This is a genomic window from Rhizobium leguminosarum bv. trifolii WSM2297, assembly GCF_000271845.1.
The window spans coordinates 1,889,478-1,912,636 of sequence record NZ_JH719395.1 but is presented as its reverse complement, the minus strand read 5'-3'; the positions used below and the strand labels follow the sequence as shown (position 1 = coordinate 1,912,636).

The following is a 23,159-nucleotide window of genomic DNA, read 5'->3' as shown; positions in this document are numbered from 1 at the left end:
AGACTATGAGCAATGGCATCGTGCTGCTTGCCGCCGGGGGAACCGGCGGCCATGTGTTCCCGGCGGAGGCGCTGGCCTTCAAGCTGAAGGAGCGCGGCTATTCGGTGCATCTCGTCACCGACAGCCGGGCCGAGCGTTATGCCGGCAAGTTTCCGGCCGAGGAGATCCATGTCGTGCCGTCGGCGACGATCGGCTCGAAGAACCCGGTTGCCGTCGCCCGCTCGCTGTGGACGCTGTGGAGCGGTATGCGCGCGGCAAAGAAGCTGATCCAGCGGCTGAAACCCGTCGTCGTCGTCGGTTTCGGCGGTTATCCGACGGTGCCGCCGCTGCTTGCCGCCACCCGGCTCGGCGTGCCCGCGATGATCCACGAGCAGAATGCCGTGATGGGCCGCGCCAACAAGGCCTTGGCGACCCGCGTGCAGGGCATTGCCGGCGGCTTCCTGCGGGAAGGCGGCGGCGCCTTCCCGGAGAAGACGGTGACGACGGGCAATCCGGTCCGACCGGCGATCATCGCCGCTGCCGAGGTGCCTTATACCCCTTCGCATGCAGGCGAAGCCTTCAATCTTGTCGTCTTCGGCGGCAGCCAGGGCGCGCAATATTTCTCCAAGGCGATGCCGACGGCGATCAGCCTGCTCGACGACGCGCTTCGCCTGCGCCTGCGCATCACCCAGCAGGTGCGCCCGGAGGACATGGAGATGGTCGGCGGCTGCGTTGCCAAGCTGGAGATGGGCGCCGATATCGCCCCCTTCTTCACCGACATGGCCGAGCGGCTGGCAAAGGCTCATCTTGTCATCTGCCGTTCCGGCGCCTCGACGGTTTCGGAAATCTCGGTCATCGGCCGACCTGCCGTGCTCGTGCCTTACCCGCATGCTCTCGATCATGACCAGGCGGCGAATGCCGCCGCACTGGCGGCGACCGGCGGGGCGAAGGTGATCGCCCAGTCGGAGCTTTCGCCGGAGAAGATCGCGGCGATCCTGACGGCTGTGATGAACGACCCGGAAAAGCTTGCGCATATGGCGGCGGCGGCGAAACGCGCCGGGAAACCCGATGCCGCGAACTTGCTTGCCGACATGGTTGAGGCTATTGCCGCCAAACGGACACTAGCGGAATTCAAGAGGACACGCGCATGAAACTGCCGAAGGCGATCGGTCTCGTCCATTTCATCGGTATCGGCGGCATCGGCATGAGCGGTATCGCCGAGGTGCTGCACAATCTCGGCCACAAGGTGCAAGGATCGGACCAATCAGACAGCGCCAATGTCCAGCGTCTGCGCGACAAAGGCATCGAGGTGTTCGTCGGCCACCGGGCGGAAAACCTCGGTGATGCCGAAGTCGTGGTCGTCTCGACGGCGATCAAGAAGAGCAATCCGGAACTGATTGCTGCGCGCGAAAAGCTGCTGCCGGTGGTGCGCCGCGCCGAAATGCTCGCCGAGCTGATGCGCTTCCGCAATGCGATCGCCATCGGCGGCACGCATGGCAAGACGACGACCACTTCGCTGGTCGCGACGCTGCTCGAAGCCGGCGGTCTCGACCCGACCGTCATCAATGGCGGCATCATCAACGCCTACGGCACCAATGCCCGCATGGGCGAGGGCGAGTGGATGGTCGTCGAGGCCGACGAATCGGACGGCACTTTCCTGAAGCTTCCGGCCGATGTCGCCGTCATCACCAATATCGACCCCGAACATCTCGACCATTACGGCAATTTCGACGCCGTGCGCGCCGCCTTCCGGCAGTTCGTCGAGAACGTGCCGTTTTACGGCTTCGGCGTCATGTGCCTCGACCATCCGGAAGTGCAGTCGCTGGTCGGCCGCATCGAGGATCGCAAGATCATCACCTATGGCGAGAACCCGCAGGCCGACGTACGCTTCACCAATGTGCGCATCGACGGCACGCGCTCGATCTTCGATGTGGCCATTCGCCGCCGCCGCACCGGCCAGGTGATCGAGCTCAAGGGGCTAGTCATGCCGATGCCCGGGCGGCATAATATTTCCAACGCGACGGCGGCGATCGCCGTCGCCAACCGGCTCGGCATATCGAGCGCCGATATCGCCAAGGGGCTTGCCTCCTTCGGCGGCGTCAAGCGCCGCTTCACGCTGACCGGCGAATGGAACGGGGTGCAGATCTTCGACGATTACGGCCACCATCCCGTCGAGATCAAGGCAGTGCTGCGCGCTGCTCGCGAAGCCTGCAAGGGGCGCATCATCGCGGTCCACCAGCCGCACCGCTATAGCCGCCTGGCAAGCCTGTTCGAGGAATTTGCCGCCTGCTTCAACGATGCCGACAGCATTTTCCTGGCGCCGGTCTACGCGGCGGGCGAAGATCCGATCGACGGAATCGATTCCGTTTCGCTGGTCTCGCGGATCAAATCCGGCGGCCATCGCGACGCCCGCTTTCTCACCTCGGCGGAACTTCTGCCGCAGATGGTTGCGGAGGTTGCAAAGCCTGGCGATTTTGTGGTTCTGTTGGGGGCTGGGAGCATCACATCCTGGGCGGCGGCGCTGCCCAAGCAACTGGAAGGCCTATCGGGAAAGTCCGCATGAAACAGGTGAATGGGGAAAAGCTTCTCGCGTCTCTCGGAGACGGTGTAAAGGATATTCGCGGTCGTATCACCCCGGATGCCCCCATGGACCGCGTTACCTGGTTCCGGGCCGGCGGCCTGGCCGAGCTGATGTTCCAGCCGCATGACATCGATGATCTCGTTGCCTTCCTGAAGATTTTGCCGGAAGAGGTGCCGCTGACGGTGATCGGCGTCGGCTCCAACATCCTGGTGCGCGACGGCGGTATTCCCGGCGTCGTGCTGCGCCTGTCGGCCAAGGGCTTCGGCTTCGTCGAGCTTGCCGGCGAAAACCGCATTCTGGCCGGCACCATCTGCCCCGATAAACATGTGGCGGCGATGGCGATGGATAACGGCATCGGCGGCTTTCATTTCTTCTACGGTATTCCGGGCAGCATCGGCGGCGCGGCGCGCATGAATGCCGGGGCCAACGGCGTCGAGACGCGCGAGCGGCTGATCGAGGTCAATGCGGTCGACCGCAAGGGCAACAAGCACGTGCTTTCCAATGCCGAGATGGGCTATTCCTATCGGCATTCCACACCACCTGCCGACCTGATCTTCACTTCGGTGTTGTTCGAGGGCTATCCTGAGGATCGCGCCAAGATCCGCGCCGAAATGGACGCGGTGCGCAATCACCGCGAGACGGTGCAGCCGATTCGCGAAAAGACCGGCGGCTCGACCTTCAAGAACCCGGCGGGCCATTCGGCCTGGAAGCTGATCGACGAGGCAGACTGCCGCGGTCTCGTCATTGGCGGTGCGCAGATGTCGTCGCTTCACTGCAACTTCATGATCAATATGGGGCAGGCGACCGGCTACGATCTCGAATATCTGGGCGAACAGGTGCGCCGCGAGGTCTTCGAGAAAGAGGGCATCAAGCTCGAATGGGAAATCAAGCGCCTCGGCGTCTTCATGCCCGGCCGCGAAGTGCGCCCGTTCCACGGCGTCACCAGCGAATAAGGTTTACGTCACAGCAAGCTTCAGACCTTCGCCCGGCGTGACGATCGGCGACCAGCCGAGCACGTTGCGGGCGTGGGATATATCGACCTGCAGGGAACCGCAGAGACGCTGGTAGACGGCATCTTTTCCCGTCGCTCTCGCGCCCAGCTGCAACAGGGCGGGGGGGAAGGGGAGCAGCATCGGCTTGACACCCAAGCCTGCGGCAATGCCCTCGATGAGCCCAGGAGTCGAGAGATCCTCTCCGTCGCCGGCGAGAAAGGTCTGGCCGGCAGCGCCCTGATGCGTCATGGCCGTGATGATCAGGTCGACGAGATTTGGAAGCGCGACCAGTGTCCGGCGGTTCGTCAGTGACGCGAGGGGGAGCGGTATTCTTTTGCGCACAAGTCCGACGAGCAGGGCGAAGTTGCCCCTGGCGCCGGGCCCATAGACGAGCGGCGGTCGAATGACGACGACTTCGATGCCTGTTCGGGCGGCGATGTCATGCAATCCGATTTCGCTTTCCAGCTTCGAAACGCCATAGGGATCAAGCGGCATCGGCGTGTCGTCATGGCGGAAAGGCCGGTCATTCTCTTCACCATTGACTTTGATGCTGCTGATGAAAACGAGCCTTTTGACCCCGGCGCGCGCGGCCTGCTCGGCGAGATTCAGCGTGGCGGCGGTATTGATCCGGCGGAATTCCGTCAGAGGATCGGCGGCGCGGTCATTCATGATGTGCACGCGGGCAGCGAGATGGACGACGACATCCACACCGTCGAGAGCTGCCGTCCAGTCCGTTTCGCTGGATATCTCGATGGGGAAATGCCGCATATCCGCCGGAAAGCGTGCGTCTGCTGATCGCGTGGTCACCTGAAGCTCCCAAAGCCGCTCTCGATGCAGTCTTTCGACGAGAGGTCCACCGACAAAGCCGGCTGCGCCGGTAATAAGGCATCGCATGATCTGTTTCCCGGTTTACCTTGTATGCTCGGGTTAGCCGGAAGTGCGCACCGCATCAATAAAAAAGCCGCGACGGTGGCGTCGCGGCTTCGTGTTCATTTCGCTGCCCGAGGCTCAGACTTCTTCGCGGCCAGACAACAGGATGCAGAGCAACGAGATCACGGCCGAGCCAGCGAGGTAGTAGCCGACATAGTCCAGGCTGTAGTGGGTTGCGAGCCAGGTGGCGATGTAGGGAGCGAGCGACGCGCCGAAGATGCCGCCAAGGTTGAACGTCATCGAGGCGCCGGTATAACGCACCATGGTCGGGAAGGGGGCGGCAAGGGCGGCGCCGATCGGACCGTAGGTGAAGCCCATCAAGGCGAGGCCGATGATCGAGCAGAGGAAGGCGCCCGTCAGGCCGCTGGTCAACAGCGTGGCGTAGAAGAAGCCGAAGATTGCGATGGCAATCGTCGTCAGCGCCAGGATGATGCGGCGTGAATAAAGGTCGGAGAGCCAGCCGGAGAGCGGGATGGTCAGGCCGAAAAAGACGACGCCGACAAGCTGGACGACCAGGAACTGCTCGCGGGAATAACCGAGCCCGCCCTTTTCCAACGGTGTCGTACCCCAGGAGAGCGTGAAAACAGTCATCAGATAGAACAGCACGAAGGTCGCAACCGCGATGAAGGTGCCGAGGATCAGGCTGCGCAGATGGCCGCGGAAGACCACCTCGATCGGCACGGCGACGCGTTCATGCTTTTCGACGGCTTTCCGGAACTCCGGCGTTTCGGCGATCTTCAGGCGGACATAGAGACCGACGGCGACCAGTGCGAGGCTGGCGACGAACGGAATGCGCCAGCCATAATCGAGGAAGTCCTCGTTACTCATCGTTTCCGCCAGGACGAGGAAGAAGCCGGAGGAAAGGATGAAGCCGATCGGGGCGCCGAGCTGCGGGAACATGGCATACCAACTGCGTTTGCCGGGAGGGGCATTTTCGGTGGCGAGCAGGACGGCGCCACCCCATTCGCCGCCGAGGCCGAGGCCCTGGCCGAAGCGGCAAAGCGCCAGCAACAGCGGGGCTGCGATGCCGATCGAATCATAGCCCGGCAGCATGCCGATCAGGACGGTCGAAAGTCCCATCGTCATCAGCGCAGCGACGAGTGTCGCCTTGCGGCCGATGCGGTCGCCGAAATGGCCGAAGATTACCGCGCCGATGGGACGGGCGAAAAAGGCTATCGAGAAGGTGACGAGCGACTGCAGCGTTGCGGCGCTCGAATCGCTTGCCGGAAAGAAGAGATGCGGGAAGACGAGGACGGCTGCAGTTGCGTAGACGTAGAAGTCGAAGAATTCGATGGTGGTGCCGACGAGGCTGGCGATGAGAACGCGAGCCGGGGAATTGACTTGCGCGCTCGAGGCAGGGGTCGGCGATGCGGAGATCGCTTCGGTCATTTTCATTCCAATCAGTATTCTATGAAGCGCCTTGGGAGGCTGGCGGGTCTTAACGCAATTTCAGGTTCGAGAAAACGTCTCGTCGCGTCGCATCGATCGCATTGCAGTTTCCCAATCCTTGTGTGGACCTTACCGCGGCATTTCCCACGGGCTTGACCGGACTCGAATTGCGGCAGATTCACTATGAACTCTCTGGTTGAGGATTAGGAGGCGCGCATGCAAAAGAGTCTTGTTGCGGAATTTCTCGGCACGTTCTGGCTGGTCTTCGGCGGATGCGGCAGCGCCGTGCTTGCCGCAGCCTATCCCGAACTGGGTATCGGCTTTACCGGCGTGGCCTTTGCGTTCGGCCTGACCGTGCTCACCATGGCCTATGCGGTCGGCGGCATTTCGGGCGGTCATTTCAACCCCGCCGTCTCCCTCGGCCTGAACGTTGCCGGACGGTTTCCCGCCGCGCGCCTCCTTCCCTATATCGTCGTTCAGGTGGTCGGCGCCGTCGCCGCGGCCGCGCTGCTCTATCTCATTGCCAGCGGCAAGGCGGGTTTCGAATTCGGCGGCTTTGCCGCCAACGGTTATGGCGATCATTCCCCGGGCGGTTATTCGCTGCTTTCGGCGCTGCTGATCGAAGTGCTGCTGACAATGTTCTTCCTGATCATTATCCTGGGATCGACCGGCAGCCGGGTGCCTGCAGGCTTCGCGCCGCTGGCGATCGGCCTCGGGCTGACGCTGATCCATCTCGTTTCGATCCCCGTGACAAATACCTCGGTCAATCCGGCGCGCTCCACCGGCCAGGCGCTTTTCGTCGGCGACTGGGCATTGCAGCAGCTCTGGCTGTTCTGGATTGCACCGCTTGCGGGTGGGGCGCTCGGCGGCCTCGCCTGGAAGTTTTTCGACGACGCCGACTGACTGCAAGATTTGAGGCTATCCTATTGAGTCCGCATGGTTTTCCCATGCGGGCTTTTCTGCCTTGAGAGATTGGTTGAGATCACTTCGAAGACGTGAAGCTCAAAAAAATAAGTGCGCGGCACGGAAAATTGCCGCCCCCGGGAAGGAGAAGTTAACGAAAGTAAACACTTCATTAACCATAATGATGCTCTAATGCATGCAGGTCGGGCAAAAGGCCCGAAACGGCGCCGACAGCTTGGCGCAAGCGTCGATTTCGAGAATGAAAGTTATTTTTGGGGGTGTTGATGAGTCGCAAGCATGTCGCTGTCCTGATGGGCGGATTTTCCTCGGAACGGCCTGTCAGCCTTTCCTCGGGAAAGGCTTGCGCAGAGGCTCTCGAAGCGGAGGGCTTCGAGGTGACGTGCATCGATGTGGCGCGTGACGTTTCCGAGAAGCTTGCCGCGCTGAAACCCGATGTGGTCTTCAATGCGCTGCATGGCCCGTTCGGCGAGGACGGCACCATCCAGGGCATCCTCGAATATCTCGAAATCCCCTATACTCATTCGGGCGTGCTTGCCTCGGCGCTGGCGATGGACAAGGACAAGGCGAAGCTTGTTGCCGCCGCCGCCGGCATTCCAGTTGCCGAATCGCAAGTCGTCAATCGTTTCGCCTTTCCCTCGGCGCATCCGATGAAGCCGCCCTATGTGGTGAAGCCTGTGCGTGAGGGCTCGAGCTTCGGCGTCGTCATCGTCACGGAAGATCAGGCGCATCCGCCGCAGGTCGTCAGTTCGCCCGAGTGGCACTATGGCGAAGAGGTGCTCGTCGAGCGCTACGTCTACGGTCGTGAACTTACTTGCGGCGTCATGGGCGAGACAGCGCTCGGCGTCACCGAGGTGGTGCCGCAGGGCCACAATTTTTATGATTACGACTCCAAGTACGCGGCCGGCGGTTCAAAACACGTCATCCCGGCGAAAATTTCACCGAATATTTACCAAAAAATACAAACATTGTCCCTAAGGGCGCATCAGGCAATCGGTTGTCGCGGCGTCAGTCGGTCCGACTTTCGTTACGACGATCGTTTCTCCGAAGACGGCGAAATCATCTGGCTGGAGGTCAATACCCAGCCAGGCATGACTCCAACCTCGCTTGTGCCCGAAATGGCCGGTCATGCCGGCTATTCCTTTGGTGAGTTTCTCCGGTGGATGGTGGAGGACGCGTCTTGTTTGCGTTGACAGTCAAGAGGATAGGGCGCCCCAGCCATCATGCCGTGCTTCCGGTCATGGAAGCCGAAGAGCGGTTCGTGCTGCCGCGTCCGCTGCGCCGCGTTACCCGTTTCCTGATCAGCCTCGGCAGCGGCCGCATCTACATCCCGGCCCACACGGGCACGGTTTCGGCGCTGGCTTTCCTGGCTGCGACGGGGCTTTACGGCATGTCGCTTGGCGGCCACACGGAAGCCGTCGCCCAGGCGACGACGACGGCGGCGGGTTTTGCGATCGAAGACGTGAAGGTCTCCGGCAATTCGGAGACCTCCGAAATCGAAATCCTGCAGTTGATCGGCCTCGACGGCACCACCTCGCTGGTCGCCCTCGACGTTGACGCCGCCCGCCGGAAGATCGCGCATCTCCCCTGGGTCGAAAGCGTCGAGGTCCGCAAGGTCTATCCCAAGACGATCGAGGTAAAACTCAAGGAGCGCCAGGCCTATGCGATCTGGCAGCACGGGCAGGAGCTTTCGCTGATCGAAAAGAACGGCAGCGTCATTGCACCGCTGCGCGACAACAAGTTTTCGGCGCTGCCGCTCGTCGTCGGCCGCGATGCGGAAACGGCAGCGGCGTCGCTCGGCGACGCCTTCGCCAAGTGGCCCGACGTGAAGGCCCGCGTGAAGGCCTATGTCTGGATATCAGGCCGGCGCTGGGACCTGCACATGGATAACGGCGTCGTCGTCAAGCTGCCGGAAGACGGTATCGACCAGGCGCTGGCGACGCTTTCGAAGTTCGACAAGGAGCATCAACTCCTGGAGCGGGACATTGCTGCGGTCGATCTCAGGCTGTCCGACAGAACCGCGATCCAGCTGACGCCGGAGGCGGCGGTCCGCCGACAGACGGCGGTGACGGAGCGTACCAAGGAATTGAAGAAGGCGGGGCAGAATATATGAGCTTGTTCGGTTCATCCCATTTCGGATTGCCGCGCCTGAAGCCGCTTTCGTCGAAGCGGTCGCATGTCGTCTCGGTGCTCGACATCGGCTCGACCAAGGTTGTCTGCATGATCGGCCGGCTGACGCCGCGCGAGGAAAGCCAGATCCTGCCGGGCCGCACGCACAATATCGAGATCATCGGCATCGGCCACCAGCGTTCCCGCGGCATCAAGACCGGCGTGATCGCCGATCTCGATGCGCTGGAAGGCGTCATTCGTCTCGCCGTCGACGCGGCGGAGCGCATGGCCGGGCTGACCGTCGAGAGCCTGATCGTCAATCTGACGGCCGGTCGTCTCGGCAGCGACATCTACACCGCGACGATCGATCTCGGCGGTCAGGAAGTCGAACTTAACGATCTGAAGAAGGTGTTGTCGGCAGCCTGCCAGCAGTCGCTGCGCCAGGACCGTTCTGTGCTGCATTCGCTGGCGACCGGCTTCTCGCTCGATGGCGAGCGCGGCATCCGCGATCCGCTGGCGATGTATGGCGATGCGCTCGGCGTCGACATGCATGTGGTTACGGCGGAGCGTTCGGCGCTGAAAAACCTCGAGCTCAGCGTCAACCGCGCGCATCTGTCGGTCGAGGGCATCGTTGCGACGCCCTATGCATCGGGCCTTGCCGCTCTCGTCGACGACGAGGTTGAACTCGGCTGCGCGGCGATCGACATGGGCGGCGGCACGACGACGATCTCGGTCTTTGCCGAGGGCAAGCTCGTTCATACCGACGCCGTCGGCCTCGGTGGTCATCACGTCACCACCGATCTGGCGCGCGGCCTGTCGACCCGCATCGAGGATGCGGAGCGGCTGAAGGTCGTGCATGCCACGGCGCTCTCGAATTCTTCCGACGAGCGTGAGCTGATCTCGATCCCGCCGATCGGCGAGGACGATCGCGACCAGCCGTCGCAGGTGCCGCGGGCGCTGGTGTCGCGCATCGTTTCGGCCCGAATCGAAGAGACGATGGAACTGATCCGCGACCGCATCCAGCGCTCCGGCTTCAGCCCGATCGTCGGCAAGCGCGTCGTCTTGACCGGCGGCGCGAGCCAGCTGACCGGCCTTGCCGATGTGGCGCGGCGCATTCTTGCCCGCAACGTCCGCATCGGCCGACCGATGGGCGTTTCGGGACTGCCGACGGCGGCCAAGGGCCCGGCTTTTTCGACGGCCGTCGGACTGATGATCTATCCGCAGGTCGCGGACATGGAGACACATGCGTCACAGAGCGGTCTGCTCATGTCGCTTGGAGGAAATAACAGCCGCATAGCCCGGATGGGCCAGTGGTTGAAGGAAAGCTTCTGAACATTGAGTGATTGGCCGGCGTGGCGATGCGGCCAGAGAGAGAAGGAACAGGTACCATGACCATCAAGCTGCAAAAGCCTGACATCACAGAGCTGAAGCCGCGCATCACCGTATTCGGCGTCGGCGGCGGGGGCGGAAACGCCGTCAACAACATGATCACCGCCGGTCTCCAGGGCGTCGACTTCGTCGTTGCCAACACGGATGCCCAGGCGCTGACCATGACGAAGGCCGAACGGGTCATCCAGCTCGGCGCCAACGTCACCGAAGGCCTCGGCGCCGGTTCGCAGCCGGAAGTCGGCCGTGCGGCCGCCGAAGAGTGCATCGACGAGATCATCGATCACCTGAACGGCACGCATATGTGCTTCGTCACCGCCGGCATGGGTGGCGGCACCGGCACGGGCGCTGCTCCAGTCGTCGCACAGGCCGCCCGCAACAAGGGCATCCTGACGGTCGGCGTTGTCACCAAGCCGTTCCATTTCGAAGGCGGGCGCCGCATGCGCCTGGCCGAGATGGGCATCCAGGAACTGCAGAAGTCTGTCGATACGCTGATCGTCATTCCGAACCAGAACCTCTTCCGCATTGCCAACGACAAGACGACCTTCGCCGATGCCTTCGCGATGGCCGACCAGGTTCTCTATTCGGGCGTTGCCTGCATCACCGACCTGATGGTGAAGGAAGGTCTCATCAACCTCGACTTTGCCGACGTCCGCTCGGTCATGCGCGAAATGGGCCGCGCGATGATGGGCACCGGCGAAGCCTCCGGCTCCGGCCGCGCGCTGCAGGCCGCCGAGGCCGCAATTGCCAACCCGCTGCTCGACGAGACCTCGATGAAGGGTGCCCAGGGCCTGCTGATCTCCATCACCGGCGGTCGCGACCTCACCCTCTTCGAAGTCGACGAAGCCGCAACCCGCATCCGCGAAGAAGTCGATCCCGACGCCAACATCATCCTCGGCGCCACCTTCGACGAATCGCTTGAAGGCATCATCCGCGTCTCGGTCGTCGCAACCGGCATCGACCGGGCGATCAGCGAAGCGGCCGAGCGCAACCTTCAGCCGGCCGCAAGGCCTGCTATCCGTCCCTCCGCGGCTGTTGCTCCGGCAGCGGCCGCAGTTCAGCCTGCCCCCGTAATGCAGGCACCGAAGGTCGTCGATCCGATCGCGCAGACCATCCGCGAAGCGGAGATGGAACGCGAGCTCGAATTCCCGGCCCCGCGTGCTGCACCGGTACAACAGCCGGTGGTACAGCAGGAGACCTTCCGTCCGCAGAGCAAGATCTTCGCGCCTGCACCAGAAGCTCCGGTCCTGCGTCCTCAGGTGCAGCAGCAGGCTCCGGCGCCCGTCATGAGCCAGCCGGTCATGAGCCAGCCCGTCCAGCAGCAGCCGGTCCGGCAGGAGCCAATCATCCGTCAGGCGCCCGAACCGATGCGCATGCCGAAGGTCGAGGATTTCCCGCCGGTCGTCCAGGCCGAACTCGACCACCGCACGCAGCCGGCTTCGGCGCATGCAGCGGAAGAGCGCGGTCCGATGGGCCTGCTGAAGCGAATCACCAATTCGCTTGGCCGCCGCGACGACGAAGCCGTAGCCGCCGACATGACGGCAGCACCGCCGGCCGCTTCACAGCAGCGCCGTCCGCTGTCGCCTGAAGCAAGCCTCTACGCACCGCGCCGCGGCAATCTCGACGACCAGGGCCGGGCGGTTCCGCAGGCCCGGATGATGCAGGAAGACGACCAGCTGGAAATCCCGGCATTCCTGCGTCGCCAGTCGAATTGAGCGGCTGAATCAGCACCGTTCATGCCCGGGATCAAGGTCCCGGGCATTGCTGTTTTTCAGCCCTTGATTCGCAAGCGATTTCAATCGTGTGACTTCGTAACAAAGCGAAAGAAACAGTGATTTGGATTGGAGCGCCGGCACACGTAAGTATGGTGCAAGGAAACTGCCCCACGGGTCCTTTCGACAGGCTCGTTGTACAGAATGAACGATGACCGCGCCGATTGGGCAGACTGCGGTGCGGAAGAATAAAGGCAGAATTTATGGCAATTGGCTTGCTGGGTTTTCAAACGACGGTATCGCGTCCCGTGACGCTTTCGGGCATCGGAGTGCATTCGGGCGCTAATGTCTCGATCACGCTGAACCCGGCCGAATCGGATACCGGCGTCGTTTTCCAGCGCCTGCATGCCAATGGTGACATAACCGAACTCAAGGCCGTCTCCTCGCAGGTCGGCAATACGGATCTCTGCACCGTGCTCGGCTTCTCGCCCGCCCATTCGGTCGCGACGATCGAGCATGTCATGGCGGCGATTTATGCGCTCGGCCTCGACAATGTGGTGATCGAGGTGCAGGGCTCCGAAATGCCGATCATGGACGGCAGCTCGCTGCCCTTCGTCGAGGCGATCGAGCAGGTCGGTCTGGTTTCGCTCGGCGTCAAGCGCCGCTATATCCGGATCACCAAGCCGGTGCGAATCGAGCATGGCGGCTCCTGGAGCGAATTCCGTCCCTATGACGGCACGCGCTTCGAAGTCGAGATCGATTTCGACTGCCCGCTGATCGGCCGGCAGAAGTGGGCCGGCGACATGACCGCCGCCGTCTTCAAGGCCGAGCTTTCCCGCGCCCGCACATTCGGCTTCATGCGCGATGTCGAGCGTCTCTGGGCCTCGGGCCACGCGCTCGGCTCGTCGCTCGAAAATTCCGTCGTCATCTCGGATGACAATACCGTCATCAACGTCGAAGGCCTGCGTTACGCCAAGGACGAATTCGTCCGCCACAAGACGCTCGATGCCGTCGGCGATCTGTCGCTTGCCGGCGTTCAGTTCATCGGTTGCTACCGTTCCTATCGCGGCGGCCATAAGATGAATGCCAATGCGCTGAAGGCGCTGCTCGCCGATCCCTCCGCCTATGAGGTGGTGGAGACGTCGACACCGCGCCAGCGCGTCGCCGCCCGCGAAATGATTGCGGTCAGCGCTTCGGAATTCGCTCCCTGGTCGGCATGACCTCCAGCACATTCTCAAGACCAGGCCGCCTCTTTCCCGGAGGCGGTTTTTTTATGTCCGCGGGGTCCGATGCTTTACTGCCACAGGTCGGGGAAGAAGAGGAAAAGCCGGTCATTCCCCGGCTGCTGCCACAAAAATGCGTTAATGCCTTATCATTGCGTTGCTCTTGATGCACATTTGTGGCTAGAAACGCCAGCGAGGCGTGGCTGCCGTGGAGCGAGCGGCGGCAGTGGGGTTCTTTCGAATGGGTTATGCAGGATCTGAAGGTATGATGAAGACAGCGCGTGCTTTGTTCGCATCGCTTCTGGTGCTCAGCGCAGGCGCCTCGATATCCGGTTGCCAGTCGGACCCCGACATCGACATCACCAAGCTCGGTCTCGAAACCGATCCACCGGACGTGCTGTACACCCAGGGCCTTGCCAACATGAAGGCCGGCAACATGGCGGAAGCGTCGCGCAAGTTCGACGCCATCGACCGCGAGAACCCGTTCTCCGAATGGGCGCGCAAGGCGCTTGTGATGAGCACCTTCGTCAAATACCGCCAGGGCAAGCTCGACGATGCGCTTGCCTCCGGCAACCGCTACATGTCGCAATATCCGAAGTCCCAGGATGCCGCCTATGTGCAGTATCTTATCGGTCTCACCTATTCCAAGCAGATCGTCGACGTGACGCAGGACCAGCGCGCCTCGGCCAAGACGATCGAGGCGATGCAGGCCGTCATCGACAATTATCCGAACTCCGAATATGTCGACGACGCGCAGGCGAAGATCCGCTTTGCGCGCGACCAGCTCGCCGGCAAGGAAATGCAGATCGGCCGCTACTATATGGAGCGGAAGGAATATCTCGCTGCGATCTCGCGCTTCCGCATCGTCGTCGAGAAATATCCGAATACGAACCAGATCGAAGAGGCCCTGGCACGTCTTGTCGAGGCTTATTACGCGATGGGCATCGTCGACGAGGCGCAGACGGCCGCTGCCGTCCTCGGTCACAATTATCCCGACAGCCAGTGGTACGCCGATTCCTACAAGCTGCTGCAGACCGGTGGCGCCGAGCCGCGGGAAAACAAGGGCTCGTGGATCGCTGCGGCAGGCAAGAAACTCCTGCTCGGTTCATAAATCCAATGCTGATCCAGCTTTCGATCCGCGATATCGTCCTGATCGAGCGGCTGGATCTTGCCTTCGAGACCGGCCTTTCCGTGCTGACGGGTGAGACCGGGGCGGGCAAATCCATCCTGCTCGACAGCCTGTCGCTGGCGCTCGGTGGACGCGGCGACGGCGACCTGGTGCGCCATGGCGAGGACAAGGGCCAGGTGACGGCGGTGTTCGACGTCGGCATGGATCACGGCGCCCGCAAGCTCCTGCGTGAAAACGGCATCGATGACGAGGGCGACCTGATCTTCCGCCGCCAGCAATCGGCGGATGGGCGCACCAAGGCCTATGTCAACGACCAGCCGGTCAGCGTGCAGCTGATGCGCCAGGCGGGTCAGATGCTGGTTGAAATCCACGGCCAGCACGATGATCGCGCCCTTGTCGACACCAACGCCCACCGCACTCTGCTCGATGCCTTCGGGGGCCTTACCGACGAGGTTTCGGAGGTCGCCCGGCTCTATCGCCTGTGGCGCGACAGCGAGCGGACGCTGAAGAAACATCGCGAGAAGGTGGAAGGCGCGGCGCGCGAAGCCGACTATCTGCGCTCCTCCGTCGAGGAGCTCGAGAAACTCTCGCCGCAGGATGGCGAGGAAGACGAACTCGCCGATCGCCGGCAGAAGATGATGAAGGCCGAGCGAATCGCCGGCGATATTGCCGAGGCGTCCGAGTTCCTGAACGGCAATGCCTCGCCCGTGCCTCATATCGCCTCGCTGGTACGCCGGCTGGAGCGCAAGAGCCATGAGGCGCCGGGCCTGCTCGAAGACACCGTGACGCTGCTCGATGCCGCGCTCGACCAGCTCTCCAACGCCCAGATGGAAGTCGAGGCGGCGCTGCGCAAGACCGAGTACGATCCGAGAGAGCTGGAGCGGGTGGAGGAGCGGCTTTTCGCGCTCAGAGCCGCCTCGCGCAAATATTCCGTTCCCGTGACCGAGCTGCCGGCGCTCGCCGTCCGCATGATCGCCGATCTTGCCGACCTCGATGCGGGCGAGGAGAGGCTGGCCCGGCTCGAAGCCGAGGTCGGCCTGGCGCACGAGAATTACGATACGGCGGCGCGCTCACTCTCCGACAAGCGCCATCACGCCGGCACCGCACTGGCTGCGGCCGTCATGACCGAGCTGCCGGCGCTGAAGCTCGAACGCGCCCGTTTCATGGTCGAGATCACCACGAATGCGCAGGAGGCGCTCGCCGAAGGTATCGACGTCGTCGAGTTCCATGTCCAGACCAATCCGGGCACGCGGCCGGGCTCGATCATGAAGGTCGCGTCGGGCGGCGAACTGTCGCGTTTCCTACTGGCGCTGAAGGTGGCGCTCGCCGATCGCGGATCGGCCCCGACGCTCGTCTTCGACGAAATCGATACCGGCGTCGGCGGCGCCGTGGCCGATGCGATCGGTCAGCGGCTGAAGCGGCTCTCCGAGCGGGTCCAGGTGCTGTCGGTGACGCATGCGCCGCAGGTCGCAGCAAGGGCGGCGACGCATCTGTTGATTTCCAAGGGACCGGCGGCCGAGGGATCGGAGAAGATCGCCACGCGCGTGGCGACGATGGCGCACAAGGATCGCACCGAAGAGATCGCCCGCATGCTGGCCGGCGCTTCGGTAACCGAAGAGGCGAGGGCGGCGGCGAAACGGCTGCTGGCCGGCAACGGCTGATCGTCCGAACCGGCAGCGTTTCGCTTCGTGCTATGTGCAGCCTTCCCGATCAGTGGTGACCCGTTGCGATGCGCCTTTTCCACTTCAGCGATGATCCCGACATTGCCGTGTTCGAACCGCGCCCGGTCCGCATTGCCTCCATCCGCCCGGCAGGCCGGGAATGGCTGAACGGTCCGCTCGTCTGGGCGATCGATGGCGATCATGACTTCCTGTATCTCTTTCCGCGCGACTGCCCGCGCATCCTGATCTGGGCGATGCCAGAAACGCCGGAGTCGGAGCGGCGGCGCTGGCTCGGCGATTGGCGGGCTGCGGCCTTCATCGAGCGCGGTTGGCTGGAACGGCTCGAAGCGGAGACGATCCATCGCTATGAGATGCCGACTGAGGATTTCGAGGATCTCGGCGATGCGGGCATGTGGGTTTCCCGCAGACGCGTCATTCCTATGGAGCGGATTGCCGTGTCACGGCTCGATCGGGAGTTTGCGCCGCGCAGGGTGGAGCTTCGGGTGGTCGACAGCTTGCGGCGGCTGAAGAGCCTCTGGGACACCAGCCTGCATGTCAGCGGCATCCGGTTGCGCAATGCGAGGGATTGGGAATGGGGCGGATAGGGCGATCTCCTGTTACGCCTGCACGATACTCCAGCGTGTCTGCGCAGTTCACGGGCCTGAAATCTGGCGCCAACGCCCACCTCGAACTCCCTCATCCCTGTGTCCTCAGGGCTTTGCCCCGGGGGATGTCACCGGGATCCAGCGCGCCCAAGTCCTTGGGCGCAAGAGACCCTTCTTATTTCAAAATAGTCATTCACGGCGCAGACGCGCCGTGGCTGGATTCCTGTGACGGGCACAGGAATGAGGGCGGAGGGATTAGTGGCCCGTCAATGTTGTACGGCAATCTTCCCGGCAAAGCCGGCGTCGCCTCTCTTTTCATCCAGAAATTTTGCTCTAAAAACAATCGAGATTTTCTGGCCAGATTCCCTGGAGTGATATTCCATGTCCACCGAAGGTTCCGCCGTCGACACGTTGACGATCGAAGAGGTTGCCGCCGAGCTTGAGCGGCTGGCAAAGGAGATCGCGCATCACGATGCGCTCTACCACGGCAAGGACCGGCCGGAGATCTCGGATGCCGATTACGACGCGCTGAAGCGCCGCAACGATGCGCTGGAGGCGCGCTTTCCCGAGTTGATCCGTGAGGACAGCCCGTCGCGGCATGTGGGGGCGGCGCCCTCTGTCACCTTCTCACCCGTCGTCCATGCGCGGCCGATGTTGTCGCTCGACAACACGTTTTCGCAGGAGGACGTGCAGGATTTCGTCGCCGGCGTCTATCGCTTCCTCGGCCGCCTGCCGGACCAGTCGATCGCCTTTACCGCCGAGCCGAAGATCGACGGTCTGTCGATGTCGATCCGTTACGAGAACAGCCGCCTGGTGACGGCCGCGACGCGCGGCGACGGCACGACGGGGGAGAACGTCACCGCCAATATCCGGACGATTGCAGAAATCCCGAATGAGCTGCCGAAGGGCGTGCCGGCGGTGGTGGAGATCCGTGGCGAAGTCTATATGGCCAAGAGCGATTTCCTGGCGCTGAACCGGCAGATGGAGGCGGAGGGAAAGCAGACCTATGTCAATCCGCGCAATACGGCCGCCGGGTCGCTGCGCCAACTCGACGCCAAGGTGACGGCCAGCCGCAAGCTGAAATTCTTCGCCTATGCCTGGGGCGAGATGTCGGAAATGCCGGCCGATACGCAGTTTGCCATGGTGCAGACCTTCAAGGACTGGGGTTTTCCGGTGAACCCGCTGATGAAGCGGCTGAATTCGGTGGCCGACATCCTGGCGCATTATGACGAGATCGGCCTCGAGCGTCCGGATCTCGACTACGACATCGACGGCGTCGTCTACAAGGTCGACAGTCTCGAGCTGCAGGCGCGTCTCGGCTTCCGCTCGCGTTCGCCGCGCTGGGCGACTGCGCATAAATTTCCGGCCGAACAGGCCTTCACCGAGGTCGAGAAAATCGAGATCCAGGTCGGCCGCACCGGGGCGCTGACGCCGGTGGCGCGGCTGAAGCCGATCACCGTCGGCGGCGTCGTCGTCACCAATGCGACGCTGCACAATGAGGACTATATCAAGGGCATCGGCAATAGTGGCGAGCGCATCCGTCCGGAGGACCACGATATCCGCGAAGGCGATACCGTCATCGTCCAGCGCGCCGGCGACGTCATTCCGCAGATCCTTGACGTGGTGATGGAAAAGCGCGCGGCCACCGCCAGCGCATACGAGTTTCCGAAGACCTGCCCGGTCTGCGGCTCGCATGCGGTGCGCGAGGTCAACGAGAAGACCGGCAAGATGGATTCGGTGCGCCGTTGCACCGGCGGCTTCATCTGCCGGGCGCAGGCGACCGAGCATCTGAAGCACTTCGTCTCGCGCAACGCTTTCGATATCGAAGGGCTGGGCTCGAAGCAGATCGATTTCTTCTTCGAACACGAGGACGCGTCACTGCAGATCCGCACCGCGCCCGATATCTTCACGCTGGAGAGGCGCCAGCAGCAATCGCTGACCAAGCTTGAGAATATCGACGGCTTCGGCAAGGTCAGCGTCGGCAAGCTTTATGCGGCGATCAACGAGCGGCGCAGCATTGCGCTCCACCGCTTCATTTACGCGCTCGGCATCCGTCACGTCGGTGAGACCACGGCGAAGCTGCTGGCGCGCTCCTATAACAGCTACGAAGCCTTTGCGACCGTGATGAAGGAGGCGGCACCGCTTGCCGGCGACGCCTGGAACGATCTCAACGCCATCGAAGGCATCGGCGAGGTCGTGGCGCGCGCCATGGTGGAGTTCTACAAGGAACCGCGCAATATCGAGGTGATCACCCGGCTGCTTGAGGAAGTGACGCCCCAGCAGGCCGAACAGCCGGTGACAACAGGCAGCCCGGTCGCCGGCAAGACTGTGGTCTTTACCGGCTCGCTGGAAAAATTTACCCGCGACGAGGCGAAGGCGAGGGCGGAAAGCCTTGGCGCCAAGGTGGCGGGATCGGTCTCCAAGAAGACTGACATCGTCGTTGCCGGCCCGGGCGCCGGCTCCAAGCTCGACAAGGCGCGCGAACTCGGCGTGCAGACGATGGATGAGGACGAGTGGCTGGCGCTGATCAGTGGGTGAGAGACTGACGGCGGTGCCGTCAGCCTCGTTCACTCATAGGCTGAGCCGCGCCATCGTATAGGCGTCGACATATTCCCCCGATCGAAAGCCGAAGGCCTTCAGCAGGCCTTCCCTCTCGAAGCCGAATTTCCGGTAGAGGCCGATGGCGACATCGTTGTCGATATAGACCGTCAGTTCCAGCCGTTTGACATCCAGCCAGTCGTCGGCGGCATTGACCATCGCGCCAAGCATGATCCGTCCGAAGCCGCGGCCGGTGAAATCGTCATGCACGCCCATGCCGATGCTGGCGACGTGCTGCCTGCGGCCCGCGAGCCGGTTGAGGCCGCAATTGCCGACGATCTTGCCATTGAGGGTGACGACAAGGTTCAGCGCGCCCGGCGATGGATTTTCCATGTGTTTGCGAACCTCTTCCACCCTCTGGTACGGCGGCCGCAATGTGCCAGCCCGGTAGCCCGGCAGATTGATCAGATCGGTGATCTCTTCCGCATCGGATAGGCGGACGGCGCGGACAAGGACGCCGTCAGGCAGGCGCGCTCGGCGGCCAGGCTCATTCTCTTCATTTTCGGACATGGCTACTCTCCGTGGTTTCAGGAGGAAAGCCGAGTTCTTCTGAAAACCCTGCTCGCCTCGGCAGGGTTTTCGGGATGATCGGATCGCTGTTAACGCACCATCGCTCCCGCGTACCCTTCAAGGGTCGTGGTGTGATGGATAAGCGCTGCCATGGTCACGGAACCGATCATGGCGGAAAGTTTCGATATGTGGGTTGAAAAGTCAACCGTGCGTCGTGTCGAATTTGCGCGGCCGGAAGCAGGACGGTATTTCTTTTCTCCAGGAAATGATTCGGATTACTGATTTGAAGACCATCGCGATTGACTTCGAGACGGCGAACGAACAGCGCGGCAGCGCCTGTTCCGTCGGCCTTGCCTGGATCGAGGAGGGCAGGGTCACACGCGTCGAGGAACGGCTGATCCGGCCGCGCGAGATGCGCTTTTCCGGGATGAACGTTGCGATCCATGGCATCCGGCCGGAGCATGTCGAGGATGCGCCCGAGTTTCCCGAGGTGATGGACGAGTTCCACGAGGATATCAGCGGTGCGACGATGATCGCGCACAATGCCGCCTTCGATTTCAGCGTCTGGCGGGCGAGCCTCGATCTCTACCGGCAATCCTATCCGGAACTGACCTATCTCTGCAGCCTGAAGATGGCGCAACGGATCTGGCCGCATTTCCTTTCGCATAGGCTGAACCTGATCGCCGAACATCTCGGCCTGCGTTTCGTGCACCACAACGCCGCCGAGGATGCGGCCGTCTGCGCGGCCGCGGCGATCGAGATGGCGAAGGCGGTCAAGGCCAATGCCGTTCACGCCATACCGGCATTGATCGGCATGCGGCCCGGCCGGCTGACGGCACGGGCCTACGAGCCCTGCACCTGCCGGAAAGGCTGATCGTTTCCTCGGGCCGCCATTTCTTGCAAAGCATCGGGACGCACTTATGTAGAGTGCGGATCATTCAGGGAGCTGCCATGTCCAAGCCGCGCAATCTTCTTCTCGCCGCCTTTTCCTTCGCCGCGCTTTCCGCCGGTGCTGCCTCGGCCGAAGTCGTCGGCAAGGTCGGGGTCGACTGGATCGGCAACGACATCATCGTCGAGGCGGTCTCCGATCCTGAGGTCAAGGGCGTCACCTGCCACGTCACCTATTTCGACCGCAGCCTGATCGACCGGTTCAAGAACGGCAACTGGTTCGAAGATCCCTCCAACAATTCCATCGCCTGCCGGCAGACGGGGCCGATCGAGATCGGCAAGATCGACCTGTCCAAGGACGGCAGCGAAGTGTTCCGGCAGGGCATGTCGCTGATCTGGAAGACGCTGGTCGTCAACCGCATCTACGACAAGACCAACGACACGCTCATCTATCTCGCCCATTCCAGGGAATTGACGGATGGCTCGGCGAAGATGTCGATCTCGACGATTCCGCTCTATGGGCAGAACGTCACGTGGAAGAATGGGAAGCCGTAGGGGCGAGGTTTTCGGGTTTATCGAGCAGGTATGGGGCTTCTCCCCGAGCTCCCTCATCCCTGTGCTCGTCACAGGGATCCAGCGCGCCCAAGTCTTTGGGCGCGGGAGACTTTTCTCTTGAGACAGGAGAGTCATTCACCGCGCGGACGCGCGGTGGCTGGATCTCTGTGACAAGCACAGAGATGAGGGAGGAGAGGGTGTACCGTGGCTCGGAGCAGATGGAGTTGAATCGCGTCTCTCCAAACAAAAAGGCCCGGACGAGCCGGGCCTTTCAACATCAGTATAAAAGAATATCAAGCCGCCTGCGTCAGTTCGTCGGCGATAACCGTATCGAGGTTCAGGAAGCAGACCATGGTCTTCTCAAGTGCGACGATGCCGCGGCAGAAGGCGCGCTGGGCTTCCGGGATGATTTCCGGCGGCGGCTGCAGGTCTTCGCTCTTGATCGTCATCATGTCGGAAACCTGCTCGACCAGTAGGCCGACCAGTTTGCCGGCGATGTCAGTGACGATGATCGCCGATCGCTCGGAGGGTTCGGTCATCTTCATGCCGAGGCGGCAGGCCATGTCGATGACGGGGATGACCGCGCCGCGCAGGTTGATGAGGCCGAGCACGTAGGGCGGCGTGTGCGGCATCGGCGTCACCGGCGCCCAGCCGCGGATTTCGCGAATGGCCATGATGTCGATACAGAATTCCTGATCGCCCAGATGGAACGAAACGATTTCGAGATAAGAGCCCGACTGCTTGATGGCATTGTTGTTGTTCATGATCAGAATTCTTCCCAGTTGTCCCCGGCGGGAGAAGCGATGGCTTTGGCGGCAGAACCGCCGTTGAAGGCGCCCGCTGCACTGCCGATCGGGCTGCGCGCGGGAGATGGTCTCGAATGCGAGGCGGCATTTGCCTCTCGCGGCGTTTGCCGGGCGCTCATGCCCTGCCGGTCTTGAAACTGATCAGTCGCGTTTTCCGCGTCGATGGCTTGCGGCCGCCGTCTCAGTGACCTGACCATCTGCCTGATCGACGTATCGATTTCGTTCAGTTAAACCGATTGTTCGCGCGTAGAGGTTACGATTGATTTAACATGTTCGCCGATCGGCAAAACATCTTCGCACGCAGCCGTTGCCAATTCGCCGCCGATCCGCATCTCGTCGCCGGATTGTTCGATTAAGATCTTGATATTTTTGGCGGCGCCCGTGGCGCGTTCGCGCGTTTCCACCGTCGCCGCCGATCCGAGTAGGTGAGGCAATTCATCACGGGTCAGAAAACATATTCTTGAATTGCGCGCGTCCGGCCGAGACTATAATCACGCGGGGGCCATGGGGCGGCGGCGCATACCGCCGGGATCGAGGATCATTCCAATGAAGACATTTCGCATCGCCGTCTGGGTCGGTGTCCTGATACTTGCCGGAGTTCTCGGCTGGGTCAGGTGGTATCCTTTGAAATCGGGGGATGTGGCGGCGGAGGCGCCCTTCGGTGTTCCTTTCACCCTGGTCTCGCAGAGCGGCCAGCCGATCACCGAGCAGGCGCTGCGCGGCAAGCCGACGGCGCTGTTCTTCGGTTTCACCCATTGCCCCGAAGTCTGCCCGACGACGCTTTTCGAGCTGAACGGCTGGATGGAGAAGGTCGATCCGAAGGGCGATAAGCTGCAGGCTTACTTCGTGACCGTCGATCCGGAGCGCGACACGCCCCAAATCATGAATGAGTACGTTTCCAACGTCTCCAAGCGCATCACCGGCATTTCAGGCGCGCCCGAAAAGATTGCCGAGGTCATCAAGGGTTTTCGCGTCTACGCCAAGAAGGTGCCGGTCGATGAGAAGGATCCGAACGGCGACTATACGATGGATCATACCGCTTCGGTCTTCCTGCTCGATTCAGCCGGGCGGTTTGCCGGAACGATCGCCTATGGCGAAAACCCGGACACGGCGGTAAAGAAGCTGGAGAATCTCGTCAGCAAGGGGTGATGGTTTCAACGTGATGGGGCGTTGACTCGACCCGTG

20 protein-coding genes and 1 pseudogene are annotated in these 23,159 nt (G+C 62.3%); 16 read left to right on the top strand and 5 right to left on the bottom strand.

Annotated elements, in window-relative coordinates:
- Positions 1-5: 5 nt before the first annotated feature.
- From murG to murB, 3 genes are read left to right on the top strand one after another with little or no spacing between them, the layout of a single operon-like run.
- Entirely contained in the window at positions 6-1,130 is a 1,125-nt protein-coding gene (gene murG, locus RLEG4DRAFT_RS24670; protein WP_003580870.1) for an undecaprenyldiphospho-muramoylpentapeptide beta-N-acetylglucosaminyltransferase, read from the top strand.
- A complete protein-coding gene (gene murC, locus RLEG4DRAFT_RS24665; RefSeq protein ID WP_003580869.1) occupies positions 1,127-2,542 on the top strand; it encodes a UDP-N-acetylmuramate--L-alanine ligase in 1,416 nt (471 codons plus the stop codon). The genes murG and murC overlap by 4 nt, the downstream gene beginning before the upstream one ends.
- Positions 2,539-3,513: a UDP-N-acetylmuramate dehydrogenase gene (gene murB, locus RLEG4DRAFT_RS24660; protein WP_003580867.1), complete on the top strand. Its 975-nt coding sequence runs from the start codon at positions 2,539-2,541 to the stop codon at positions 3,511-3,513. The genes murC and murB overlap by 4 nt, the downstream gene beginning before the upstream one ends.
- Before the next feature lie 3 nt (positions 3,514-3,516).
- Here murB and RLEG4DRAFT_RS24655 read toward each other — a convergent pair whose 3' ends face one another.
- On the bottom strand, positions 3,517-4,446 hold the full coding sequence (locus RLEG4DRAFT_RS24655; RefSeq protein ID WP_003580866.1) for a UDP-glucose 4-epimerase family protein: 930 nt from the start codon (positions 4,444-4,446) through the stop codon (positions 3,517-3,519).
- A gap of 114 nt (positions 4,447-4,560) precedes the next feature.
- Positions 4,561-5,877, bottom strand: a complete 1,317-nt coding sequence (locus tag RLEG4DRAFT_RS24650) for an MFS transporter (protein WP_432416823.1) — start codon at positions 5,875-5,877, stop codon at positions 4,561-4,563.
- Positions 5,878-6,087: 210 nt separating this feature from the next.
- On the opposite strand from RLEG4DRAFT_RS24650, the gene aqpZ reads away from it, so the two are divergent.
- The 10 genes from aqpZ to ligA all read left to right on the top strand — a co-directional run bounded on the left by aqpZ (position 6,088) and on the right by ligA (position 19,155).
- A complete protein-coding gene (aqpZ, locus tag RLEG4DRAFT_RS24645) occupies positions 6,088-6,774 on the top strand; it encodes an aquaporin Z (protein ID WP_003580863.1) in 687 nt (228 codons plus the stop codon).
- Positions 6,775-7,058: 284 nt separating this feature from the next.
- A complete protein-coding gene (locus tag RLEG4DRAFT_RS24640) occupies positions 7,059-7,985 on the top strand; it encodes a D-alanine--D-alanine ligase (RefSeq protein ID WP_003580862.1) in 927 nt (308 codons plus the stop codon).
- On the top strand, positions 7,973-8,905 hold the full coding sequence (locus tag RLEG4DRAFT_RS24635) for a cell division protein FtsQ/DivIB (protein WP_003580861.1): 933 nt from the start codon (positions 7,973-7,975) through the stop codon (positions 8,903-8,905). The genes RLEG4DRAFT_RS24640 and RLEG4DRAFT_RS24635 overlap by 13 nt, the downstream gene beginning before the upstream one ends.
- Entirely contained in the window at positions 8,902-10,233 is a 1,332-nt protein-coding gene (ftsA, locus tag RLEG4DRAFT_RS24630) for a cell division protein FtsA (RefSeq protein ID WP_003565034.1), read from the top strand. The genes RLEG4DRAFT_RS24635 and ftsA overlap by 4 nt, the downstream gene beginning before the upstream one ends.
- Positions 10,234-10,289: 56 nt before the next feature.
- Positions 10,290-12,002 (top strand): cell division protein FtsZ, encoded by a 1,713-nt coding sequence (ftsZ, locus tag RLEG4DRAFT_RS24625; RefSeq protein ID WP_003580860.1) that lies wholly within the window; start codon positions 10,290-10,292, stop codon positions 12,000-12,002.
- 260 nt (positions 12,003-12,262) lie between these two features.
- Positions 12,263-13,219, top strand: a complete 957-nt coding sequence (gene lpxC / locus RLEG4DRAFT_RS24620) for a UDP-3-O-acyl-N-acetylglucosamine deacetylase (protein WP_003580859.1) — start codon at positions 12,263-12,265, stop codon at positions 13,217-13,219.
- 244 nt (positions 13,220-13,463) lie between these two features.
- Positions 13,464-14,333, top strand: a complete 870-nt coding sequence (locus RLEG4DRAFT_RS24615; protein ID WP_171898236.1) for an outer membrane protein assembly factor BamD — start codon at positions 13,464-13,466, stop codon at positions 14,331-14,333.
- 5 nt (positions 14,334-14,338) lie between these two features.
- Positions 14,339-16,012 carry a DNA repair protein RecN gene (gene recN / locus RLEG4DRAFT_RS24610; protein WP_003580857.1) on the top strand — a complete coding sequence of 558 codons (1,674 nt, stop codon included), beginning with the start codon at positions 14,339-14,341 and terminating at the stop codon, positions 16,010-16,012.
- Between the two features lie 68 nt (positions 16,013-16,080).
- Complete coding sequence (locus RLEG4DRAFT_RS24605) at positions 16,081-16,617, top strand: DUF6886 family protein (protein ID WP_003580856.1); 537 nt, start codon at positions 16,081-16,083, stop codon at positions 16,615-16,617.
- Between the two features lie 381 nt (positions 16,618-16,998).
- A complete protein-coding gene (ligA, locus tag RLEG4DRAFT_RS24600; protein WP_003580855.1) occupies positions 16,999-19,155 on the top strand; it encodes an NAD-dependent DNA ligase LigA in 2,157 nt (718 codons plus the stop codon).
- 33 nt (positions 19,156-19,188) lie between these two features.
- Here the strand turns inward: ligA and RLEG4DRAFT_RS24595 are convergent, their stop codons facing one another.
- Complete coding sequence (locus RLEG4DRAFT_RS24595; protein WP_003580854.1) at positions 19,189-19,725, bottom strand: GNAT family N-acetyltransferase; 537 nt, start codon at positions 19,723-19,725, stop codon at positions 19,189-19,191.
- Positions 19,726-20,008: 283 nt separating this feature from the next.
- On the opposite strand from RLEG4DRAFT_RS24595, the gene RLEG4DRAFT_RS24590 reads away from it, so the two are divergent.
- Together RLEG4DRAFT_RS24590 and RLEG4DRAFT_RS24585 are read left to right on the top strand one after the other, a co-directional pair.
- Entirely contained in the window at positions 20,009-20,599 is a 591-nt protein-coding gene (locus RLEG4DRAFT_RS24590) for a 3'-5' exonuclease (RefSeq protein WP_003580852.1), read from the top strand.
- A 77-nt stretch (positions 20,600-20,676) separates the two neighbouring features.
- A complete protein-coding gene (locus RLEG4DRAFT_RS24585) occupies positions 20,677-21,168 on the top strand; it encodes a CreA family protein (RefSeq protein ID WP_003580850.1) in 492 nt (163 codons plus the stop codon).
- Between the two features lie 293 nt (positions 21,169-21,461).
- On the opposite strand, the gene RLEG4DRAFT_RS24580 is transcribed toward RLEG4DRAFT_RS24585, so the two are convergent.
- Positions 21,462-21,932, bottom strand: coding sequence for a chemotaxis protein CheW (locus tag RLEG4DRAFT_RS24580; RefSeq protein WP_003565015.1), 471 nt, complete (start codon positions 21,930-21,932; stop codon positions 21,462-21,464).
- Positions 21,933-21,934: 2 nt separating this feature from the next.
- Positions 21,935-22,375: pseudogene (locus RLEG4DRAFT_RS39190) on the bottom strand (methyl-accepting chemotaxis protein); the annotation flags it as partial.
- Positions 22,376-22,520: 145 nt separating this feature from the next.
- Here RLEG4DRAFT_RS39190 and RLEG4DRAFT_RS24570 point away from each other — a divergent pair.
- Entirely contained in the window at positions 22,521-23,123 is a 603-nt protein-coding gene (locus RLEG4DRAFT_RS24570; protein ID WP_003580848.1) for an SCO family protein, read from the top strand.
- Positions 23,124-23,159: the final 36 nt, after the last annotated feature.